Below are 20558 nucleotides of genomic sequence, written 5' to 3' on the forward strand. Positions count from 1 at the left end.
TTAAGGCGGACTCATCCCAGGGCGTTTTTTCGTTCATGGAAAATCAGGCGGTCGAAGTTGTAGGCGAGATTGGCCAGCGTCAGTTTCGCTTCAGCTCGATCCAGACCAATGGTACGGATGAACAGGCCATAGCAGTTCTTCTGATGTGCAAAGACATGCTCTACCCGTGCACGGATCGAAGACTTTTTCGCATTGGCGCGGGCGGTTGCCTGCGGCATGGGTTTGCCCTTCGGTTTACGCCGGTGGATTTGGCTCACCAGCATGTTGTCAGCCAGCCATTTCTCATTCCTCTTGAAGCGGTAAGCACTGTCGGCCCACACATCGGAGGCGGTATTGTCGGTGCTGACCAATGCCTCAATTGACGCCCGTCAGGACTTGAAGCCGATGTCACTGCACAGCCGCGGATGAAGCCAAACGCCGATCGATACTGATGTGGCTCTTATAGCCAAACACCGGCAGGGCGATCTGCGGCAAGGGCGTGCCATCCAGTCGGAATCTCGTTTTACCGCCGACTTTCAACGTCCAGCGGGCGCCAGCCTCAGACTATGTATCCTTCTGGGCGGCTTTGTTCGGCCTCTCCGGCCAGATCTCCCTGGCCGTCTTGCCCGCCTTGATCGCTTCTTTCTCGCCCTCTGTGTTGCGCTGTTTGGGAGCCGGAACCAGAGACGCATCGACAATCTGACCGGACATTGGAATATAGCCCTTCTTGTGCAGTTGCCAGTCGAAGGCCTTCATCACCCGCTTCAGCGTTCCGGTCTCGCTCATGCGGTTGCGGAAGTGACGGATGGTGTTCTCATCCGGGGTCGTCTCGCCCAGGTCGAAATCTAGAAAGCGCATCCACGAGAGCCGGTCCTGGCTCAGGCGCTCAAGATGATCGGACAAACTGAATAAGCTGCTGGGCTTCATTAGGCCACTTCCATGCAGTCAGTGAATCACAAATCGGACTTCAACACGAGGTCCAGTTTGCCAGATAACGTCGATCTAGGTAAGCCTCGTGCAAGCCTTCACTGAGATCGTTGCGGTCGCGATCCGCTGCCCCAGCAGGTCCACTGCTTCAAAAAAGGAGATCTCGCGAAAGGGAAATTCCGCAAAGTAGTGGCTGTAGTCGAAGTAGAGTGCTGCAAATAGTGCCTCTAGAGAGGCCGGTTGACGTCGCGTGAGGGGTGTTGGGTTGCGATCATCTGTCAGACCGTAGCCGCTGTAGAAGCCGGTGCCGAACGTGACCACCTGACATCCGGCCATCAGCGCTTCGAAACCAAGCTGGCTGGAGACGCAATAGACCTTCGAACAATCCTCAAGCAACGCCCAGGGATTGATAGCCTCCGGTGTCAGCCGCAAGCGACTATCTCCCTGAGCTTGGGCCAGCTCCGGGTGTGCTGCCGCCAGGGTCTCCAGGGAGGCATGGGAAAAATGCCCGGCCTTGCGCCCCTGCATTGTCTCCGGATGCACCTTGATCAGGATCTTTGCCTTGGGGTTTTCCTTCACTGCCGCCAGAAGCATATCAATGAAGCTTTGCTCAGTTGCGTGGGCGCCAACAATGGAAGCATCGCCCGCGGTCTGGTCAACCACCAAAACGCGGTACTGCCGGGAGCTGCTACCAAGCTTCAGATCAGCAATGTCATGGACTTCGAAATGATTGTATTTCGACAGCCGCGCCTCGCGCAGGGCCTCGAGGCCGCGGGCAATTTTCGGATCTAGCGAACTCGCTTGGCTCCGTGCAGTGACGAAAGTTTCCAGGTCGCTTGCGCTGCGGGCGTCGTAGTAGATGCCGCTTCGATCCAACACCAGTGAGAGAGGACTCTCCGTATTGCCGGGCAAAACAGAGCGGAGGAATCCATCTTCGAACGCAAGATAGGGCAACCTGCGCCGGGCTGCAATCTTGCGCGCTCGGTTCGATGTCGGCTTGTGCCCCCAGCCGGCTATGGCATCCAGCCCAAGGCCAAATGGCCACAGAAAGCCTATTTGGCCACCGCTCAGATGTTGGATAGCGTGTTTGTGAGCCTTGAGGCCAGAGGTAGCGAGGCCGATCTTCATGGAAATTAAAAACCCGGTCTGGCGTGAATTGGTGAAGGTTTTCAGAGTTTAAGGCTTCCCTCGGCCGGTTTCCAGAGCTTTCTTGATGATCTCCCTTGGAGCTCTTCATCTGGAAGAGTTGGGCGCGGATTTTCGTACCACTCGTTAAGGTGGATTGCATGACGAAAGAAGCGGTCTGCAATGAAGAAACGAAAGAACCATTGTCCCGAATTAGAAGCCAAAGTTGCGTTTGAAGCGATCCGTGAGGAGATGACGCTTGCGGAACTGTCCAAGAAATATGGCGTACATCCGACCCAGATCTGGACTTGGAAGCGAGCGGCGATAGAGAATATGGCAACGGCATCTACGTGCCGGGGAGCTACCGCTGAGCAGGTAAGCGCGGCAGACGTCGACAAACTGCATTCAAAGATTGGCTAGTTGGTAGTGGAAAGGGATTTTTTAGCCGATGCCTCGCACTAATTGCTCGGGACGCGAGGCAGAAAATGGTGATCCAAATTGCCCTTGAGCACTCTTGAGGTCGTCGTGGGCCTTGCAAAGCTCTTCCACCGATCTGCCGGAGGATTCTGGCGTGCTGAGTAAGTCGAGCAAGGCCTCGTTGAAGCGCGCCTGAGAACTGACGGACCTGTCGAGCGAGGTCTAGAGCGCGTTTAGCCGTTCGTCCAGCAAGATTGTCGAGCGCTTTTCCAAGTGCTCCAGCTCTGAGGTCGAATGTTCGAAGGCGTTGGTCAAGCGTTCGACCAAGCTCAGCAACTCGCGCTCGAGCGGCGTCAGGCTTTGTTGCGGCAGAAGGGGCTGTGAGGACGAATTGGTGTCTGGCATGAGGCTCTTGAATGTCACTTAGAACTGACCCGGTAGAGGTCAGAATTGTCACTGAGGATTGACCCATGTGCTGAACCTGCTCTATAGGCTGGTGGATGGTACGTCGACCGACCAGTCCGATGTGACGCCGCCTTCGAGTCTCGTCCTCACGAAGGAACCTGCGGCCACCGTCGCACGCTATGACGGACTGCGGGGAGGCACACGCCATGCGTCATAACCCCGCCGGAGCCGCCATCGTCATCATGCTGCGCAGCCTGAAGATGCCGGGCATGGCGCAGGCCGTGCATGATCTCATGGAGCAAGGAGGCCTGCCTTCGATGCGGCAATCCCGATGCTGTCGCAGCTGCTCAAGGCTGAAATGGCCGAACGTGAGGTGCGCTCGATAGCCTATCATATGAAGGCCGGCCGTTTCCCAGCCTACAAGGATCTCTCTGGCTTCACCTTCGCTGCCGGCGAAATCAACGAGGCTCTCGTGCGCCAACTGCACCGGTGTGAGTTCATGGACGTCGCTGAGAATGTCGTCCTGATCGGTGGACCAGGCACGGGAAAATCGCACGTCGCGACGGCCCTCGGCGTTCAGGCCATCGAACATCACCGCAAGCGCGTGCGCTTCTTTTCGACGGTCGAGCTGGTCAATGCACTGGAACAGGAAAAGGCCCTCGGCAAGGCCGGAAAGATCGCTGTAGCACTGGTTAAAACGGACCTCGTGATCCTGGATGAGTTGGGTTACCTGCCGTTCAGCACATCAGGCGGCGCGCTGCTGTTCCATCTTCTGAGCAAACTCTACGAGCGGACCAGCGTGATCATCACTACGAACCTCAGATTCAGTGAATGGGCCACAGTCTTCGGTGACGCCAAGATGACCACCGCGCTTCTCGATAGGCTCACGCACCGTTGCCACATCCTGGAGACCGGCAATGACAGCTATCGCTTCAAAGCCAGCTCCGAGATCGCAAAACAGAAACAAAAGCAGACACCACCATTGACCACATCATGACGTAAAAAGCATAACGACTGTGCGGGTCAAATCTCGGTGACAACACCGGGTCAGGTCTAAGTGACATTCAACACCGAATTATCGGCAGCAAGGCGGCCATTGAACACGCCGTGTCGGATCGGAAAAAATTTTCCTCAGGTGTTCGCAGTTTTGAACGTAAATGGTGCACCCGACAGGATTCGAACCTGTGACCTCTGCCTTCGGAGGGCAGCGCTCTATCCAGCTGAGCTACGGGTGCATGCTGTGATTACATCACGCTTTGCATATAGATGCATCTGATACCCGATTGGTTGGCGGCCTTCAATTGCTTTCTTGGTCTTTTGGACAGCTTCCGTACTGCCCGACTGCCTTGAGCGCAATGAAACCCGACTTCGATCGACATCCGGTCTTCATACAGGCTTTCTATTTGACAGAAAGCCTGCAGATAAACCTTCTGCCGAGAGGAAATATTTTGAATTTTAAGAAGGGCGCTTTTGATGCCTATTCCATGGCGCGTGTTGTCTTATTGGCCATCGTCTTGAGCGGATAGTTAAAGCGGATTTTCAGTGGGCGCCTGAGCTCAAAAAAACGCGCGGTACCTAAAAGGACCGCGCGATATAAAGTTATAGTGCACATGGCCCCATCGACCACGGGCGGGATCCTACAAAGGAAATGGACGTTTGTCATTAGCTTCGAGTACTTTATTTTACGCCTTGGTGTGGCTGGGTTACTTTGATTTATTAAAGGCGATTTCGTAAATATCTCAAGGTGCTCTTTATGGTAATTAGTTTTTACAATGTTTTAATTCTTTATAAGACCTAGGGTAATTTCTGTCTGCGATTTCTATTTTTACACGGGTTACTCCCCGGTCCAAAAACTTGAGTTCCTTGGCTGCTGCGCGGGTGACATCGATAATTCGACCTTTGACGAAGGGGCCGCGATCATTGACGCTGACTATGGTTGTTCGTCCGTTGTGAAGGTTTGTCACTTTCACTTTGGTTCCGAAGGGCAGTGTTCTGTGTGCTGCGTTGAAAGAGGTCGGGTCAGCCATCTCACCGCTCGCGGTTTGACTGGTGAGTGCATACCAAGAAGCCTTGCCACATTGGGTGAGGGCCATTGCGGCAGAGGTTCCCGCGCATAGGTAAGTCATCAATACAAAGGAGGTCATTAACAGCCTGCCTGGTTGCGTAGCACGAGGTATCTGCGAGGCGTGGGGCACGGTTTTACCCTCTGTTTCGAAATGGGACGGAAAATTCTCGAGTTACAGTCAACTGCATGTTGGCTATGGTGACACTATGGCAGCAGCCGTGTAATGACGAGCAAGAATAAGCCGATCGGGCATTGATATTTTCTAAAATTAGTATTTTTAATTAATATTTGATTAACCAATATAATTCCAAGAATTGTGGGAAATATCCATGCCGTAAAATGCAGGTGAAAATCATGTTAATGTTAATTCTAGCAACGGAGCTGTTTGATAGTATTGGGTAGTGGCTGCCGTGAATCAAATTATACTTTGAGAGGATGATCTGTTGAAGATCGACCAGCGGTTAGTCAACGGCGGGAGAGGTAATGTGCTTCAATCGTCAGGAAAAAAGCTACCCACAGTTTACGAACTATTGCTAGATGTCTTGCCGGAACCGGCGGCTTTCTTTGATGCAGAGGCACGCTGCATAGCCTTCAACAATATGTTTGGAAGCTATCTCCGCGGTTTTTCGAACCATACAGAGGGCGCAATCTTGTCCTGCTTGCTGACTCCGGACAGCACGCAGCGTTGCCAAAGGGCGGTTGGTACTGCTGCAGCCGGGTCGATTGTGGAAGTTCAGGGCGTGCTCGCTTGTCTCAATGGCGCTGTCTTATGCTCAAGTGCAACTTGTACGCCTGTCTTTTTAGGAATTGACGCGGAAGTCGGTGTTCAGCCGCTCGTTCTTATGCAGTTCCATCGTGAGGTGGATTGTCGTCTGGATGGTAACTCGACGGCGAATGATCCAACCTTCTCCGCGACAGCGGACGTTTTCCTCAACGACCTCGAGCTACATGCTTGTCCGGTTTATGATCTTGCGAAGCTGCAGCCTGTGGGGGCTGATATAATCCTGAGTTTGCGGGGAGAGTACGCGCTTGTGCCCTGCTCTTCTGATAAACTGATTGCGTCAGCTAAGCGGAACGGGTCGGTGGTGCAACTTGACAGTTGGACGCTGGACCAGGTTTTGGATTTTGCATGGTCACACACCCGGCGGTCATGGCTTTCGGTCAATGTTTCAGCAGAAGCAATTGTGGATTCGAGGTTGAGGGATCTCCTGCAGTTTCGTCTGGATGCGGATCCGCTTTTGGCAGAACGCTTGTGTTTGCAAATTTCTGAGAGGGATTATTTGGCGAACCCGGAAGACGCTAGGCGGTTCATTCAGCTGGCATCCGAATTGGGCTGTCAAACGGCGATTGATGATTTTTCTGGAAATGAACTGATGTTGAAGCGCTTGGCAAAAAACCGGGTAGACTGGCTGACACTTGAGCCAGCTTTAACGAATGCCTTAAACGAAGGCGCGGGGAGAAAGCGCTCCTTGGGTAGTGCCGTTCTGGCTGGTAAAAAATGTGGCGCTCGAATTATTGCAAAAAATGTAAGATCCGAAATCTGCCTGAATAGGCTGCGGGACCATAATGTGGATGCTGCGCATGGTCCTTATTTTGGCGAAGCCAAGCCTTGGCCCTGGAATGTCGCGGAGCTTGTCAATCGGCCTCTGTAACCGGGCCGTAAGGTGCAAAGCAAGACCGGCTTAATCGCCTCACGTACGATAGGTAGGATTGTTCTTTGGTAAATCAGAAGGGCCGAAACGGTCCTTCTGCGGAATTTGGTCTGGATCAAACGTCCAGATTTGCAACGCTCAAGGCGTTTTCCTGAATGAAGTCGCGGCGCGGCTCAACTTCATCACCCATGAGCTTTGTGAAGATCCCGTCAGCATCATCAGCCTCCCGCACTTTCACCTGTAGAAGAGAACGGACGTTCGGATCGAGAGTGGTTTCCCAAAGCTGATCCGGGTTCATCTCGCCAAGCCCTTTATAGCGCTGCATGGAAATGCCTTTTTGCCCAAAGGCAAAGGTGCTTTTCAGGAACATCCTCGGGCCGCGGACTTCATGCGGAGTGTCCTTGCGGCGAAGTACGGCGGCTTTGCCGTAGATTTCCTTCAAGTGGCTGGACTGTGCATCAAGGCGCCGGGCATCGGTTGAGCCCAGAAGAGCTGCATCGATGATGGCAACTTCTTCAACACCACGAACGGTGCGTTTAAATACGAGGCTGCCGTCGTCTGTTGCTTCTCCGACCCATCCACGTTCGAATTCGTCGGCCAGAATATCAAGTCGACGTGCGACATAAGCTGCGGCGGCTTCTGCCTTTGCCCTGTCGTGCAATGTTTCTTCGTTCAAGGCACCGGCGATGGCAGCTTGTTCGACGACATCGCGATTGTAGCGCGTATGCAGGCCGTCAAATATCTCGGAGATTGAGCGAGCCTTCTCCACGACAGTTAGCAGATCCTCGCCCATTCGGACTTCACCGTTTTCCAGGGTCAAGGACGTGTCTTTCAAGCCTGCCAAAATCAGATAATCTTCCAGAGCCAGTTGGTCTTTCAGATACTGCTCGGATTGGCCGCGAGTGACCTTATAGAGCGGCGGCTGTGCAATATAGATGTAGCCGTTTTCGATCAATGCCGGCATCTGGCGATAGAAGAAGGTCAAAAGCAGGGTTCTAATATGAGCCCCATCCACATCAGCATCTGTCATGATGATGATCTTGTGGTAGCGCAGCTTCTCCAGATTGAACTCTTCCTGTCCAATACCGGTGCCGAGGGCTGTGATTAGGGTGCCGATTTCGTTGGAAGACAGCATCTTGTCGAAACGCGCACGCTCCACATTGAGGATTTTACCTCGTAGCGGCAGTACGGCTTGATTTTCACGATTTCGGCCCTGCTTTGCAGAGCCGCCAGCGGAGTCACCCTCCACCAGGAAGAGTTCAGCTTTGGACGCGTCGCGTTCCTGGCAATCTGCAAGCTTTCCCGGTAGGGAAGCTATGTCCAATGCGCCTTTGCGGCGGGTCAGCTCACGGGCCTTACGGGCCGCTTCACGAGCAGATGCGGCTTCAACAATCTTGGCCATGATGGTTTTAGCGGGTGCCGGGTTTTCTTCAAACCAGTCAGACAGCGCTTGAGACATCAGGTTTTCAACGACAGGCCTGACCTCTGAGGACACCAGTTTGTCTTTTGTCTGCGACGAGAATTTCGGATCCGGAACCTTGACTGATAGAACACATGTCAGTCCTTCGCGGCAGTCATCACCGGTAAAGGAGACTTTTTCCTTTTTCATGATGCCAGCATTGTCGGCGTAGCTTGAGAGCTGCCGGGTCAATGCGCCGCGCAGACCTGCAAGGTGGGTTCCGCCGTCGCGCTGTGGGATGTTGTTGGTGAAGCACAGTACGTTTTCGTGGTAGCTATCGTTCCACCACATGGAAGCTTCTACCGTGATCCCGTCTCGCTCTGAAATGACTGTGATCGGCGCTTCGATCAACGGATGCTTGGCCCGATCGAGATAGCGCACGAAAGCTTCCAGTCCACCTTCGTAGTATAATTCCTCGACAACGGGCTCAACATCCCGGTTGTCAGTCAGAATGATTCGAACGCCGGAGTTCAGGAATGCCAACTCACGAAGGCGATGCTCCAGAGTGGCGAAATCGAAGTCGGTTTTCGTAAACGTTTGCGGTGATGGAAGGAATGTGACTTCAGTTCCTTTTTTGCCATTGGCCGGACCGACAATCTCAAGCGGACTGATAGCATCGCCATGAGCGAACTGCATGAAATGCTCTTTGTCATTCCGCCAGATACGTAGATCGAGGCGCGTAGACAAGGCATTCACCACGGACACGCCAACGCCATGCAAACCACCAGAGACCTTGTAGGAGTTCTGGTCGAATTTACCGCCGGCGTGAAGCTGGGTCATGATGACCTCGGCAGCTGAAACGCCTTCTTCGGTGTGCATGTCGGTTGGAATGCCGCGTCCGTTATCTGAAACGGTGACCGAGCCTTCAGCGTTCATGGTTACGGTTACGTGGTCCGCATGTCCTGCAAGGGCTTCATCGATGGCGTTATCGACAACCTCATAGACCATGTGATGCAGACCGGAACCGTCGTCCGTGTCGCCGATGTACATTCCAGGCCGTTTTCGGACAGCGTCAAGCCCTTTGAGGACTTTGATGGAATCCGCACCATACTCTGTGTCGGGCGTCGGAACATTCTCGGGAATGGAAGTGTCGCTCATGCGAATCAGTCACCAGTGGTTCTTTGATTTAATCCCCTGTTATACGGGGTTCAGCAGGTCGTTCAACCGCCCGTCATGCTTAGCACGGATGGAGCGTCTATTGCGGTGGAAAACCATTGGATTTTGGCGTTTTTTGGCCAAAGAACGCTAGGTAAGACGTTTGGCCCCTACAGGGGATATGTGAAACATCTCGCTTGCGTCGGGTAGAGCATGAAAAAGAGAGGCGTCGGTGCCGGTCATGAACACTTGGCCTCCGAGGTCCAAAAGGCGGTTGAAGAGCGCCTCGCGTCGGTGCGGATCAAGATGAGCTGCGACTTCATCCAATAGGAGAACCGGGGCCATGTTGGTGATTGAGGCAGTCAGTTCGGCGTGTGCGAGAATAAGTCCGATCAGAAGTGCCTTTTGCTCGCCGGTCGAAGATTGGGATGCGGGCATGTCCTTGGCAACATGACGAACCGCGAGGTCAGACAAGTGAGGGCCCATTAAGGTTCGGCCAGCAGCCCGATCGCGGCTACGCCCTTCACACAGCAGCTCGCGGTAGTGATCCTCGCGGTCTCCTGCGCTCATCCCGCGTGTAGCCGTTTCAAAAGCGCCCTCGAGAACCAAAGAGGCAAGAGGAAACGGCAGACCAGTTCCTGCCTGCGCCTTTACCGTTTCTCCCAGCAAGGTCACGGTTTCTCCTCGCGCTAGCGAAACGGCAGTGCCGAGTTCTGCAACCTGTATTTCTAGGGCGCTCAAATAGTCTGCAGAACCTCCGGTATCGAGTAACTTGTTTCTTTGCCGTAAGGCTTTCTCAAAATTGCTGACACGACGCCCATGGGTTGGATCAAGAGAAAGCGTCAGGCGGTCGAGAAAGCGGCGGCGGTCAGATCCCGGACCAGTAAATAGGCCGTCCATCGATGGGACCAGCCATAAAACCCGGACATAATCGAGCAGTGCTTCGGAGGACTTTGCATCTTCCCCATCTATCCGGACGCGCCGCCCAGCCTCCCCCGGGGTGAGGCCTGTGCCAATCGGGGTGTCGTAGTCATCTTTGGAGAGGTTGGCGGATACGCTCCAGCCAGTGCTGCCCCCAATACGAGCGACATCAGCAAAGGGCGCGCGCCGAAGGCCGCGTCCTGCTGTTAGAAATGAAATTGCTTCCAGAATGTTGGTCTTGCCAATGCCATTGTCGCCGACGAAGGCGACAAGTGGCTTGGAAAAGGCAACATCCAGGCGTTGGTAGTTGCGAAAGTCGGTCAGCGTCAACCGGTTTAGCGCCACCGACGTGCTGTCAGGCATGACATTTATCCCATCGGCGCGTTAGAGCTGCCGACTACACGCGCATAGGCATCAACACGAACAGGCAATCTTCAACCGTATTATCTTGAACCAGCGTTGGAGATCCACTGTCTGCAAAGCGGAATAGGGCTGTGTCGCTGTTCAGCTGATTGGCAATGTCGAGCAGGTAGCGGGAATTGAAGCCGATCTCGAGTGGATCTGAATCATATTCAACCGCAATTTCTTCGGTTGCACTGCCAGAATCCGGGTTGTTGACCGCCAGTATCAAACGTCCTTCGCTCAAGGACAGCTTAACGGCCCGGCCACGCTCGGAGGAAATCGTCGACACGCGGTCGACTGCTTCCTTGAACTCGTCCCGGTCAACGCGCATTTCCTTGTCATTGCCTTGCGGAATAACACGGCCATAGTCTGGAAAGGTACCGTCGATCAATTTCGACGTCAAAATAACAGAAGCTGTGGTCACGCGAATTTTGGTTTCAGACAGCTCAACTTGAACGTCTGCTTCCGGCTCTTCCAGCAGCTTTTGAATTTCGCCAACGGTTTTGCGTGGCACGATTATACCTGGCATCCCGGCAGATCCGGATGGAGCTGGAACTTCAGCCTGCGCCAAACGGTGACCGTCAGTCGCAACGGCACGGAATCTTGCGCCATCTGCCGTATCAACAGCATGAATGTAGATACCATTCAGATAGTAGCGAGTTTCTTCCGTTGAGATGGCAAACTGGGTCGTGTCGATCAGCTTGCGAATATCACCGGCAGACAACGTGAAGCCATGGGTGAAATCACCGGCTGTCAGGTCCGGGAAGTCAGTCTCTGGCAGCATTTGAAGCGCGAATTTTGAACGGCCAGCGCGGATTTCCAATGTGGCATTATCGCTGGTGGTTTCCAGAACGACCTGGGAACCGTCTTGCAGCTTGCGCACGATGTCATGGATCATATGTGCAGGCACAGTGGTTGCGCCTGGCATTTCGATCATGGCTGGAACGGTTTCCAAAATCTCCAGATCCAGATCGGTTGCCTTGAGCTTCAACACACCGTCTTCGGCGCGGATCAAGACGTTGGACAGGATCGGAATGGTGTTACGGCGCTCGACAACCCGGTGTACGTGAGTCAGAGACTTGAGGAGATCGGTCCGCTCGAGTGTCGCTTTCATACGCAATGTCCGTATTCGTGAAATGCCGAGTGGAACTCGGACGATAAAACAGGATACTCCCCTGAGGGAGCGGGGGACGACATTGCCCCCTGTAGCATTGAAATGCAAGAGGGGCACTCAGCTGAGCGCCCCTGAATTTGATGAGCATTTTGTGCTGCTTAAGCGTCGAGCATGCGCTTCAACAGTTCCAGCTCCGTTGCCAGTGCCTGATCGCCACGAGCCAGCTCTTCAATTTTGCGAACAGCGTGCAAAACTGTGGTGTGATCTCTGTTGCCAAAGCGTCTGCCGATTTCCGGAAGAGAACGCGGGGTCATAACCTTAGCCAAAAACATAGCGATTTGACGTGGGCGAACAATCGTCCGGGTTCTTCGGGCAGACAAAAGGTCTGCCTTGGTCACATTGTAATGCTTGGAGACGACGCGCTGGATGTCTTCGATCTTTATCCGGCGCGGTTCGCTGGAGCGGATAAGGTCCCGAAGTGTCAACTCGGCCATTTCTTGCGTAATTGGCTGATTGGTTAGCTGATTATGCGCGATGAGCCTGTTGAGAGCACCTTCAAGATCACGACCAGAAGACGCAACATGCTTTGCTACATAGTCGAGCACAGGTTCCGGAACATCAAAATTCGGGTAGCTGCGCCGCGTCTGGGTGACCCGTGTGGTTAAAATGTTGCGCCGAAGAGAGAAGTCAGGCTCCTGAATGCCAACGACAAGGCCGCCAGACAGACGTGAGCGAACGCGGTCGTCTAAAGTATCGAGTTCGGAAGGTGCCCTGTCAGCTGCCACGATGACCTGACGTGCGCCGTCGATCAAAGCGTTCAGTGTATGGCAAAATTCCTGTTGAACCTGTTTGCCATGGAGAAACTGCATGTCATCAATCAGGAGGAGATCGATTGTCCGCAAGGTCTCCTTGAAAGCCAGTGCTGATTGGGCTTTCAGGGCGGAAACGAACCTGTACATAAAATGCTCGGCCGTCAGATAGAGGACTTTACGACCAGAGGCGCGAACCTTGGAAGCAACGGCCTGCATCAGGTGAGTTTTGCCCAAGCCAACCGATGCATGAAGATAGAGCGGATTGAAGGTCACCGCACCACCTGCTGCGACCTGACGTGCTGCTGCCAGTGCCAGTCTGTTGGAGTCACCTTCAACAAATGTATCGAATGTGTATTTAGGGTCGAGAGCGGCACCTTGCAGAACGTCGCGTGCTACGTCGCCGGCGTTGTCGCCGCGTCCGAGAGCCGCGGTGACCGCTTGGGCTGCTGCGACCGAATTGGAGTCGCAAAAACCGTCCATACGTGGGTCAGACATCGAAGACTTCGGCCGTTTTGGAGCCGGAAGCCCAGCTGCAACTTGCGCTGATGGCTGACGCGGGCGCATCGCGCCACGGACAGTAAGTTCGATTTTGTGAACGTTGTCGCACTCGCCTTTCCAAAGGCCCATGAGCCGTTCGTTGTAGTTTGACTGAATCCACTGTTTGAGAAACCTGGTAGGAACCGACAGACGAACTGTCCCGTCGTTGTGTTCCTCGAGGTCAACACGAGCAAACCAGCTCGAGAAAACATCGTCACCGAGTTCAGCGCGGAGCCGTTTTTTAACACGGTTCCAGTGTTCAGAGCCTGTTGCCTCCTGAACCTGCATTTCTACGCCTCCTGTATCATAGAGCGATCCGCCACAGTCGCTCTGATTAATGCTGTTTTGACAGCTTGTATAAATCCCGATTGGGACAAATGTGAGTTGAGCTTCTGCCAATCGGCAGCGCCCTAATCCGCTTGGATGCGGATTGCCTTAAGTTTGGATCCAGGGAAGTCCGGAAGCTTTCCATCCAGACTGAGTTCCTCTATGGCCCTCTTGATCAAGAGGGCCTTCGAAGCCACCGGTGATGTTGTAACAATTGGCATAACCAGCTTGCGTCATTGCTTTTGCAGCCGCTTGGCTCCTTACGCCAGAGCGGCACAAGAATAAGATTGAGGCGCTTTGGTCAAGCCCTTTTTCAGAGATATTTTTAGCCAAATCAGTGACAAAATCCTTGACAGGCTCGGCAGGCGGGAGGCTCTGCCATTCAGCCAAAATCGGATCTCTTCCAGTGGCTGTAAGATCGGGTACGCCAACGAATGCCCATTCGGCATTTGTTCGTACATCTACCAGAACGGCGGCGGCCTTTTCCATAAGGATTTCAAATGCGGCTGTTACGTCCATATCGCCAGCGTATTCAGTTGTAGCGCGCAAGAAAGCCCCCTTAACAACGGGGGTGCCGTTGTTGTTGTTTCGTTGTTTAAAATTTTTGGAAAGATTTAGGCGCCCTTTAAGTAAAAGGGCGGTCAGGCGTCAAATAAATTTATGTATTCAATCGGGTTCTGTTTTCGTTTTTGTATGGCGAAAATTTGATCCGATTTTATCATGACTTGCCTGCACTTGTTTATTGTTTCGTTAGTCAGCAGATGTCTCTCTGCCGTTGAAAGAAACATATACATCCGGCGTCTGGCGGGCAACAGGGGCGAGTGAACAAATCGTTAGCAGTATCGAAAGATACGTAGCGTTAGATAGGCGTCTTGAGCTGCTGTGTTTGCGCCAAATGCTTTTTGTCGCAAGGATTTTTGGGATCCAGGTCTTCTGCCTAAGTCATAAGCTGGGGGCTTTAAAAAAATGATTCATGTTTTAACTTGACTCGTATCGAATCCGGTTCAAATGAGTTTCATCTGATCTACCTATGGCTATGTCATTGGAAAAATTATGTTTTTTGTGCCACGCCTATTGCCTAGGGAAAATTCCTTATAAGTAAAAAACAGTTAGCTGGCTTCAGTGGGGCACGAAAGCTCAGGGCTAAAAAAAACCCGACCTCAAGGGCCGGGTTTCAAACTCGATATTCTCGATAGATTAGGCGCTAAGCGCTTTCACACGTGCGTTCAAACGGGCAACCTTGCGGGAAGCCGTGTTGGCGTGAAGGACGCCTTTCGTCGAAGCGCGCATGATTTCAGGCTGTGCAGCCTTCAGAGCGCTGTTTGCAGCTGCGTGGTCGCCTGAAGAGATCGCTTCTTCAACCTGACGCAAGTATGTCCGTACGCGGCTGCGACGAGCTTTGTTTGTGGCCGTGCGGCTGGCAATTTTGCGGGCCGCCTTCTTGGCCGAGGGTGTATTGGCCATGGGCTCAATCCTGATCCGTGGTGGAACTTGTAAGTCCGGTTACGACCGGGAGACCCAAACGCCAAGGCGGGAGGAGGACCCGATCAAAAAACAACGGCGGCGAGAGGTCCCGCCACCGGTTGGGCGCAGCTTATAATCCCGCAATGCGGTTGCGTCAATGGTCTAGGTCACTTTATGATCCACCTAATCGGATCACAAGGCTCTATCTCACTAATAAAACAAGTAAATTCATCGGTCATTGCTGAAGCGGAATGATCCAGCAATGACCGATTTAATACCAGCAGTCGGATGCGGGATAATTCTCGCTTCTTATTTATTTGAGAACTGCGGTTTGCGCTTTTCGGTGAAGGCGGTCATGCCTTCTTTCTGATCTTCTGTTGCAAACATGCTGTGAAAGACGCGTCGTTCGAACCTGACGCCTTCGGCAAGGGTGGTTTCATAGGCTCGATTGACGCTTTCCTTGGTCATCATAGCAATTGGCAGAGAGAAACTTGCGACTTTGTCGGCGGCCTTCAGGGCTTCTTCAAGCAGGTCTCCTGATGGAACGATGCGGCTGACGAGCCCGCTGCGCTCGGCTTCTTCCGCGTCCATCATGCGGCCAGTCAGGCACATGTCCATGGCTTTGGACTTGCCAACAAAGCGCGTTAGACGCTGTGTACCGCCCGCGCCCGGCATGACACTAAGGGTAATTTCGGGCTGGCCGAATTTGGCTGTATCCGATGCGATGATAAAATCGCACATCATGGCCAGTTCGCATCCGCCGCCCAGAGCATAGCCCGATACCGCCGCAATGATTGGTTTACGGGTCCGCGAGACTTGATCCCAGGATGTGATGAAATCATTCAGATAGGCGCTCATATAATCGAGTTCGCCCATTTCCTTGATATCGGCACCCGCTGCAAACGCCTTTTCTGAGCCGGTCAGGACCATGCAGCCTATCCGCTCATCAGCTTCGAAGCCTGCAAGTGCCGTGTTTAGCTCTTCAATCAGTGCCGAGTTGAGAGCGTTGAGTGCCGCAGGGCGATCCAGCGTAATCAGGCCAACCTTGCCGCGGGTTTCCACGCGGATGTTCTCATATCCCATCTGATTCACTCCCAAATTCAGACCTGTTTCAAATTACATTTGAGGAAAGGCGTAGCCGAGGTGGGCAGTTGCTGGCAACTGCAGATCAGGAAAATGATGGAATTGGGAAAGCTGGCAGGTGTCAGCGTTGACAGGTCGGGCAGAAAAAGGTCGAGCGATTGGATTGTACGATCCGCTGTATTGTCGAGCTACAGCCCTCGTTTCGGCACGGTTCGCCCTCGCGGTCGTAAACGGCAAAGCGGTGCTGGAAATATCCGAGTGTGCCGTCTGCCTGTGTGTGATCGCGTAAACTCGATCCACCAGCCTCAATCGCTTCATTTAGTGTGTCACGGATGTGTAAAGCTAGCGCGGTTGTCTGTTTGGTGGCCCTTCCGTTCTTGCCAGCAATGCTACCAGCCAGGCGTTTCGGATAGAGGCCAGTGCGCCAAAGGGCTTCGCAGACATATATGTTGCCGAGCCCTGCGATCAGCTTCTGATCCAGCAGCGCCGATTTCAGAGGTGACTTTTTGCCCTCAAACAAGGCAGAGATCCGTGCGCCATCCAGTTCATTGCCAAGTGGTTCCAGCCCGAGGGTCTTAAAATAGGGATGCTCGCTTAGTTCTGGAAGCGGGACCAGCGACATAAAGCCGAAGCGACGAGGGTCATTATAAAGGATCCGCGCTTTGACACCGTCTGGCCGAAGCAGGTGGAAGACAACGTGGTCGTGTTTTTCGTTCTTGGATTTTGCGTGGGTGAAATCCCCTGGGACATGGATGTCGTCATCTGTTTCAATGCGGAAGGATCCGGACATGCCAAGATGCATGACCAGAACGTCACCATTGCTGATGTCTGCCAGCAGATATTTCGAGCGTCTGGACAAGCCTGTGACGATCTGTCCGGTCAAGCGTTCGACGAAATTCTCGGGAAACGGAAAGCGTAGGTCCGGGCGGTTCTGATCCAGCTTGGCGATCACGGCACCTTCAAAAGTCGGCGCCAGGCCGCGTTTGACGGTTTCGACCTCGGGCAATTCAGGCATACAGGCTTCCGTTTTGCTGATTTTGACGAATGGCGAACATAGCGTTCACAGGAGGCTTGTACTATGGTCCGCGGCAAATTGGACCGGGGCGCTTGCCATTCAGGTGGATCCGGTGGAAAAGGCTGCTTGATTAAGTGACACGCGTGCGTCAAACGATTGGTGTGACGCACGCGTGTCGGTCAGGAGATATGATGATGGCGCAGGACACTTTTTCAGCCCAACGGGCGTCTGCCCGCACTCCGGAAGACATGCCGACAAGTTTCGGCTTCACCACAGTTGGTGAGGGTCAGAAGCAGGCGCTGGTGGATGACGTTTTTCACAAGGTGGCCGGGCGCTATGACATCATGAATGACATGATGTCTGGTGGTTTGCACCGAGTTTGGAAAGACGCGATGGTGTCCGTTCTGGCGCCACCAAAATCTGGTGCGCGGTCTTGGCGGCTGCTGGATGTTGCCGGAGGCACCGGTGATGTCGCGACCCGTGTTGTTCGCCGGTCCAATGAAAATGCCAAAGCCGTTGTCTGCGACATCAATGAATCCATGCTGGGCGTTGGTCGTGACCGCGCCGAGAAGGCGGGCCTGTCGGATCTCATTACTTTCTCGCAGGGCAATGCCGAGGAACTGCCGTTTCCCGACAAAAGCTTTGATGCCTATACGATCGCCTTTGGCATTCGTAACGTCCCCGATATTCCCAAGGCATTGAGAGAAGCGCGCCGGGTCTTGAAACGAGGTGGGCGCTTCCTGTGCCTTGAATTTTCCGAAGTCGATGTGCCGATGCTCGACAAGATCTATGACGGGTTTTCCTTCAATGCCATCCCGGCGATGGGCAAAATGGTGACGGGTGACGGTGAACCTTATCGCTATCTGGTGGAATCGATCCGCAAATTCCCTCAGCAGGACCGTTTTGCAGAAATGATCCGGGAGGCCGGGTTCGAGCAGGTCACTTATCGCAATTATACCGGCGGCATTGCCGCTCTCCATTCCGGCTGGAAGCTCTAATCCATGGGATTTGCCTTAGTGCCAATTCTTCGCCTGGCAAAGGCGGGTTTCGTCATGGCGCGCGAAGGTGTGTTTGGCCTTGCGCATCTGCCGGATCTACCGGCAGGTCCCAGGATTGCGATTGCCTGCGCGCGCTTGCTGGAGCGCCGGTCTGTCAAGACCAAGAGCGCGGAATCGCGTCTGTCTGATGCTCTGAACAAGCTCGGGCCATCCTATGTGAAGCTGGGTCAGTTTCTGGCCACCCGCGCGGATGTGGTGGGTAAGGAAGCAGCACAGGAATTGTCTGCCCTGCAGGACCGCCTGCCAGCCTTCAGCGATGTCGCTGCCCGAAAGGCAATTGCCGATCAGTTTGGCCAGCCCGTTGAAGAGATTTTTCTGGAATTTGGCGAAGCTGTTGCAGCTGCTTCCATAGCGCAGGTGCATCCGGGGGTCGTTGAAGACAAGGACGGCACAAGGCGGGAGGTCGCGGTTAAAGTGCTACGCCCCGGCGTGCAAAAACGGTTTCAGCGCGACCTCGAGAGCTTTTATCTGGTTGCTCGCCTAGCCGAGCGGTTTCATCCGCCTTCACGCCGCCTGCGCCCTGTTGCGATTGTTGATATTCTTGCACAATCGGTAGCTATGGAGATGGATTTCCGGCTTGAGGCTGCCGCACTGTCCGAGATGTCAGAAAATACAGCAGAAGATGTCGGCTTTCGTGTTCCAGCGGTAGACTGGTTGCGCACTGGAAAAGGCGTGCTGACCATGGAGTGGGTCGACGGACGAAAAATGTCGGACGTCGCAGGCCTCACTGAGGATGGTCTGGACCTTGAAGCGCTGGGCGCGAATGTCATCCAAAGCTTCCTGCGTCATACACTTCGCGATGGCTTCTTTCATGCTGATATGCACCAGGGTAACCTGTTCGTGCAGCCAGATGGCACGTTGGTGGCCGTCGATTTCGGCATTACAGGCCGTCTTGGCAAGCAGGAGCGTCGCTTCCTGGCTGAGATCCTGTTCGGTTTTATAACGCGCAATTATCGGCGGGTGGCAGAAGTTCATTTTGAAGCGGGTTATGTTCCTGCCCATCAGGATGTGGATATGTTTGCTCAGGCCATTCGGGCAATCGGAGAGCCGATCCACGGTCATGATGCTAGCGAAATTTCCATGGCTCGTCTGCTGACCCAGTTGTTTGAAGTCACCGAACTGTTTGAAATGCGCACTCAAACTCAGCTGATCATGCTGCAAAAAACCATGGTCGTGGTTGAAGGTGTGGCACGAACGCTGAACCCGCATCTTGATATGTGGCATACAGCAGAGCCTGTTGTGGGGGCCTGGATCAGGGATAATCTCGGCCCTGTTGGCAAACTGCGCGATGCCGGCGAGGCGATTGGTGCCATGGGCCGCATTGCCAATGATTTGCCGATTTTTGCTGATCGTGTCGGGCGTATGTCTGAAGAGTTCGAAAAAATGACCGTCAATGGCATGCGGTTTGATTCCGAGACAGCTGAAGCCATCGGCAAAGCCGAATCGCGCCACACTCGCTCAGGTCGTTTGGCGCTGTGGGTGATCGCGTTGGCTGCCGTTGCCTTGGCGGTCCGGGATCTGTTTTAAGTCACAAACCAACTGCGGTTAGGGCGCGATTTTGATGTCTGGTCAGTCGGAAATCTATCAGCCGCGAGATATTTCGGATTTGGGACTGTGGGACATTGGGCCTGTCTGGCTTAAGGTCTACGGGATTGCAGCTGCTGGTCAGAGTGTTTCGGCGGCAGTGATCGCTGATGCAAAGGCTTTGGCTGAGGCAGAGCTGCCACAGCTTATTGCCGCTGAAGGCGATGATAATGGGCTTGGATTTGCCTTGATCCATTGCGGCGAAACCGGTGTGACTATTTCTCTTTATTGGTGGGTGCATGGCTGTGTCCTGTGTCAGCATATCAAGCGAACGTTATACGGAGCAGACCGTCCGCTGAAGTTTGCCGACAGGCCCGTGATCGCTTGCGTTTGGGAATTGGAATTGATCAATGCAGAGCAGATGGTCTGGCAAAAGACCATGATGATCCCAACTCCGGACCCGGAAGCCTACAAAAAAACACGGATCCAGACCGCAGTGTGACTTCAATCTGATGTCACCCGTCTCAGCGTCAAATTGATCCGCCCGCCGTTTTTCAGAAGTGTTGACGTTCCGGGTAGAACCCGGTCGATGCCGTGATAGGCGAGGCGGGACTCGCCAGCCAGAACGACGACATCCCCGGAGGTCAGACGCAGGGAGCTGGTCGGGCCGCCGCGGGTGGTGTTTCCCACTCTGAATGTTGCCGTGTCCCCAAGCGAAACCGAGATGACAGGCGCCTCGAACATGTCTTCATCTTTGTCCTGATGCAGACCCATTTTGGCTGTGGTTTGATAAAAATTGATCAGGCAAGCTTCAGGGGCGGGCGCATCCGGAGCAACGTCCTTCCATAATTCCAGAAGAATATTGGGCATATCCGGCCAGGCCTCGCCTGTTGTCGGGTGGAGGGGCTGATAACGATATCCCTTAATGTCCGACACCCATCCGAGAGGGCCACAGTTGCTCATGCGCACAGAGAAGGCTTTTCCGGTTTTGGGCATGACGGGCTGAAAAAGAGGAGCTTTTACAAGGATATCCCGCAGCTGGGTCACTAGGGCTGATTGCTGTTCGCGATTGAAATATTCTGGCAGCACTTGAAATCCATCGGGAAAAGAAGGCCGTTTCGTCATGATGGGTGCCTTTTTGAAAACATGTTGGAAAGCCGTCTTGGTAACGATCTGG

The 20558-nt window shown here is 53.7% G+C and carries 19 protein-coding genes, 1 tRNA gene and 1 pseudogene; 6 read left to right on the forward strand and 15 right to left on the reverse strand.

Features of this window, described 5'->3' with window-relative positions; translation table 11 throughout:
- Positions 1–11: 11 nt before the first annotated feature.
- From V6575_RS13360 to V6575_RS13370, 3 genes are all read right to left on the reverse strand, one after another.
- Positions 12–350 (reverse strand): transposase, encoded by a 339-nt coding sequence (locus V6575_RS13360; RefSeq protein WP_340274965.1) that lies wholly within the window; start codon positions 348–350, stop codon positions 12–14.
- 193 nt (positions 351–543) lie between these two features.
- The gene (locus V6575_RS13365) at positions 544–906 is read right to left on the reverse strand and encodes a transposase (RefSeq protein ID WP_340274966.1); all 363 of its coding nucleotides are present in this window, start codon (positions 904–906) and stop codon (positions 544–546) included.
- A 75-nt stretch (positions 907–981) separates the two neighbouring features.
- On the reverse strand, positions 982–2034 hold the full coding sequence (locus V6575_RS13370) for a capsular polysaccharide export protein, LipB/KpsS family (protein WP_340274967.1): 1053 nt from the start codon (positions 2032–2034) through the stop codon (positions 982–984).
- 180 nt (positions 2035–2214) lie between these two features.
- Here V6575_RS13370 and V6575_RS13375 point away from each other — a divergent pair, with 180 nt between their 5' ends.
- Positions 2215–2451: a transposase gene (locus V6575_RS13375; protein ID WP_422785572.1), complete on the forward strand. Its 237-nt coding sequence runs from the start codon at positions 2215–2217 to the stop codon at positions 2449–2451.
- Positions 2452–2670: 219 nt separating this feature from the next.
- Here the strand turns inward: V6575_RS13375 and V6575_RS13380 are convergent, their stop codons facing one another.
- Complete coding sequence (locus tag V6575_RS13380; RefSeq protein WP_340274968.1) at positions 2671–2871, reverse strand: hypothetical protein; 201 nt, start codon at positions 2869–2871, stop codon at positions 2671–2673.
- Positions 2872–3059: 188 nt separating this feature from the next.
- On the opposite strand from V6575_RS13380, the pseudogene istB reads away from it, so the two are divergent.
- A pseudogene (istB, locus tag V6575_RS13385) lies at positions 3060–3850 on the forward strand (IS21-like element helper ATPase IstB).
- Between the two features lie 161 nt (positions 3851–4011).
- Here istB and V6575_RS13390 read toward each other — a convergent pair.
- Both V6575_RS13390 and V6575_RS13395 read right to left on the reverse strand, forming a co-directional pair.
- Positions 4012–4088 (reverse strand) — tRNA-Arg (locus tag V6575_RS13390).
- A gap of 525 nt (positions 4089–4613) precedes the next feature.
- On the reverse strand, positions 4614–4997 hold the full coding sequence (locus V6575_RS13395; protein WP_340274969.1) for a septal ring lytic transglycosylase RlpA family protein: 384 nt from the start codon (positions 4995–4997) through the stop codon (positions 4614–4616).
- A gap of 406 nt (positions 4998–5403) precedes the next feature.
- Between V6575_RS13395 and V6575_RS13400 the strand changes: the two genes are divergently transcribed.
- Positions 5404–6570, forward strand: coding sequence for an EAL domain-containing protein (locus V6575_RS13400; RefSeq protein WP_340274970.1), 1167 nt, complete (start codon positions 5404–5406; stop codon positions 6568–6570).
- Between the two features lie 115 nt (positions 6571–6685).
- On the opposite strand, the gene gyrB is transcribed toward V6575_RS13400, so the two are convergent.
- From gyrB to mutM, 8 genes are all read right to left on the reverse strand, one after another.
- A complete protein-coding gene (gyrB, locus tag V6575_RS13405; RefSeq protein ID WP_340274971.1) occupies positions 6686–9127 on the reverse strand; it encodes a DNA topoisomerase (ATP-hydrolyzing) subunit B in 2442 nt (813 codons plus the stop codon).
- Between the two features lie 147 nt (positions 9128–9274).
- Entirely contained in the window at positions 9275–10408 is a 1134-nt protein-coding gene (gene recF, locus V6575_RS13410) for a DNA replication/repair protein RecF (RefSeq protein WP_340274972.1), read from the reverse strand.
- Positions 10409–10442: 34 nt separating this feature from the next.
- Entirely contained in the window at positions 10443–11561 is a 1119-nt protein-coding gene (gene dnaN / locus V6575_RS13415) for a DNA polymerase III subunit beta (protein WP_340274973.1), read from the reverse strand.
- 158 nt (positions 11562–11719) lie between these two features.
- Positions 11720–13198 carry a chromosomal replication initiator protein DnaA gene (gene dnaA / locus V6575_RS13420; RefSeq protein WP_340274974.1) on the reverse strand — a complete coding sequence of 493 codons (1479 nt, stop codon included), beginning with the start codon at positions 13196–13198 and terminating at the stop codon, positions 11720–11722.
- A 147-nt stretch (positions 13199–13345) separates the two neighbouring features.
- The gene (locus V6575_RS13425) at positions 13346–13786 is read right to left on the reverse strand and encodes a rhodanese-like domain-containing protein (RefSeq protein WP_340274975.1); all 441 of its coding nucleotides are present in this window, start codon (positions 13784–13786) and stop codon (positions 13346–13348) included.
- A gap of 648 nt (positions 13787–14434) precedes the next feature.
- A complete protein-coding gene (gene rpsT, locus V6575_RS13430; protein ID WP_340274976.1) occupies positions 14435–14701 on the reverse strand; it encodes a 30S ribosomal protein S20 in 267 nt (88 codons plus the stop codon).
- A gap of 309 nt (positions 14702–15010) precedes the next feature.
- A complete protein-coding gene (locus tag V6575_RS13435) occupies positions 15011–15784 on the reverse strand; it encodes an enoyl-CoA hydratase (RefSeq protein ID WP_340274977.1) in 774 nt (257 codons plus the stop codon).
- A gap of 121 nt (positions 15785–15905) precedes the next feature.
- A complete protein-coding gene (gene mutM, locus V6575_RS13440; RefSeq protein ID WP_340274979.1) occupies positions 15906–16799 on the reverse strand; it encodes a bifunctional DNA-formamidopyrimidine glycosylase/DNA-(apurinic or apyrimidinic site) lyase in 894 nt (297 codons plus the stop codon).
- A 194-nt stretch (positions 16800–16993) separates the two neighbouring features.
- On the opposite strand from mutM, the gene ubiE reads away from it, so the two are divergent.
- Genes ubiE through V6575_RS13455 form a run of 3 tightly spaced genes read left to right on the forward strand, consistent with a single transcriptional unit; the run spans position 16994 to position 19883 of the window.
- Entirely contained in the window at positions 16994–17797 is an 804-nt protein-coding gene (gene ubiE / locus V6575_RS13445) for a bifunctional demethylmenaquinone methyltransferase/2-methoxy-6-polyprenyl-1,4-benzoquinol methylase UbiE (RefSeq protein ID WP_340274980.1), read from the forward strand.
- A gap of 3 nt (positions 17798–17800) precedes the next feature.
- Positions 17801–19384, forward strand: a complete 1584-nt coding sequence (gene ubiB / locus V6575_RS13450; protein ID WP_340274982.1) for a 2-polyprenylphenol 6-hydroxylase — start codon at positions 17801–17803, stop codon at positions 19382–19384.
- Between the two features lie 34 nt (positions 19385–19418).
- Entirely contained in the window at positions 19419–19883 is a 465-nt protein-coding gene (locus V6575_RS13455; RefSeq protein ID WP_340274984.1) for a hypothetical protein, read from the forward strand.
- 2 nt (positions 19884–19885) lie between these two features.
- On the opposite strand, the gene V6575_RS13460 is transcribed toward V6575_RS13455, so the two are convergent.
- On the reverse strand, positions 19886–20506 hold the full coding sequence (locus V6575_RS13460; RefSeq protein WP_340274986.1) for an alpha-ketoglutarate-dependent dioxygenase AlkB family protein: 621 nt from the start codon (positions 20504–20506) through the stop codon (positions 19886–19888).
- Positions 20507–20558 lie beyond the last annotated feature (52 nt).

It is taken from the genome of Roseibium algae, assembly GCF_037783265.1.
Classification (GTDB): Bacteria; Pseudomonadota; Alphaproteobacteria; order Rhizobiales; family Stappiaceae; genus Roseibium; species Roseibium algae.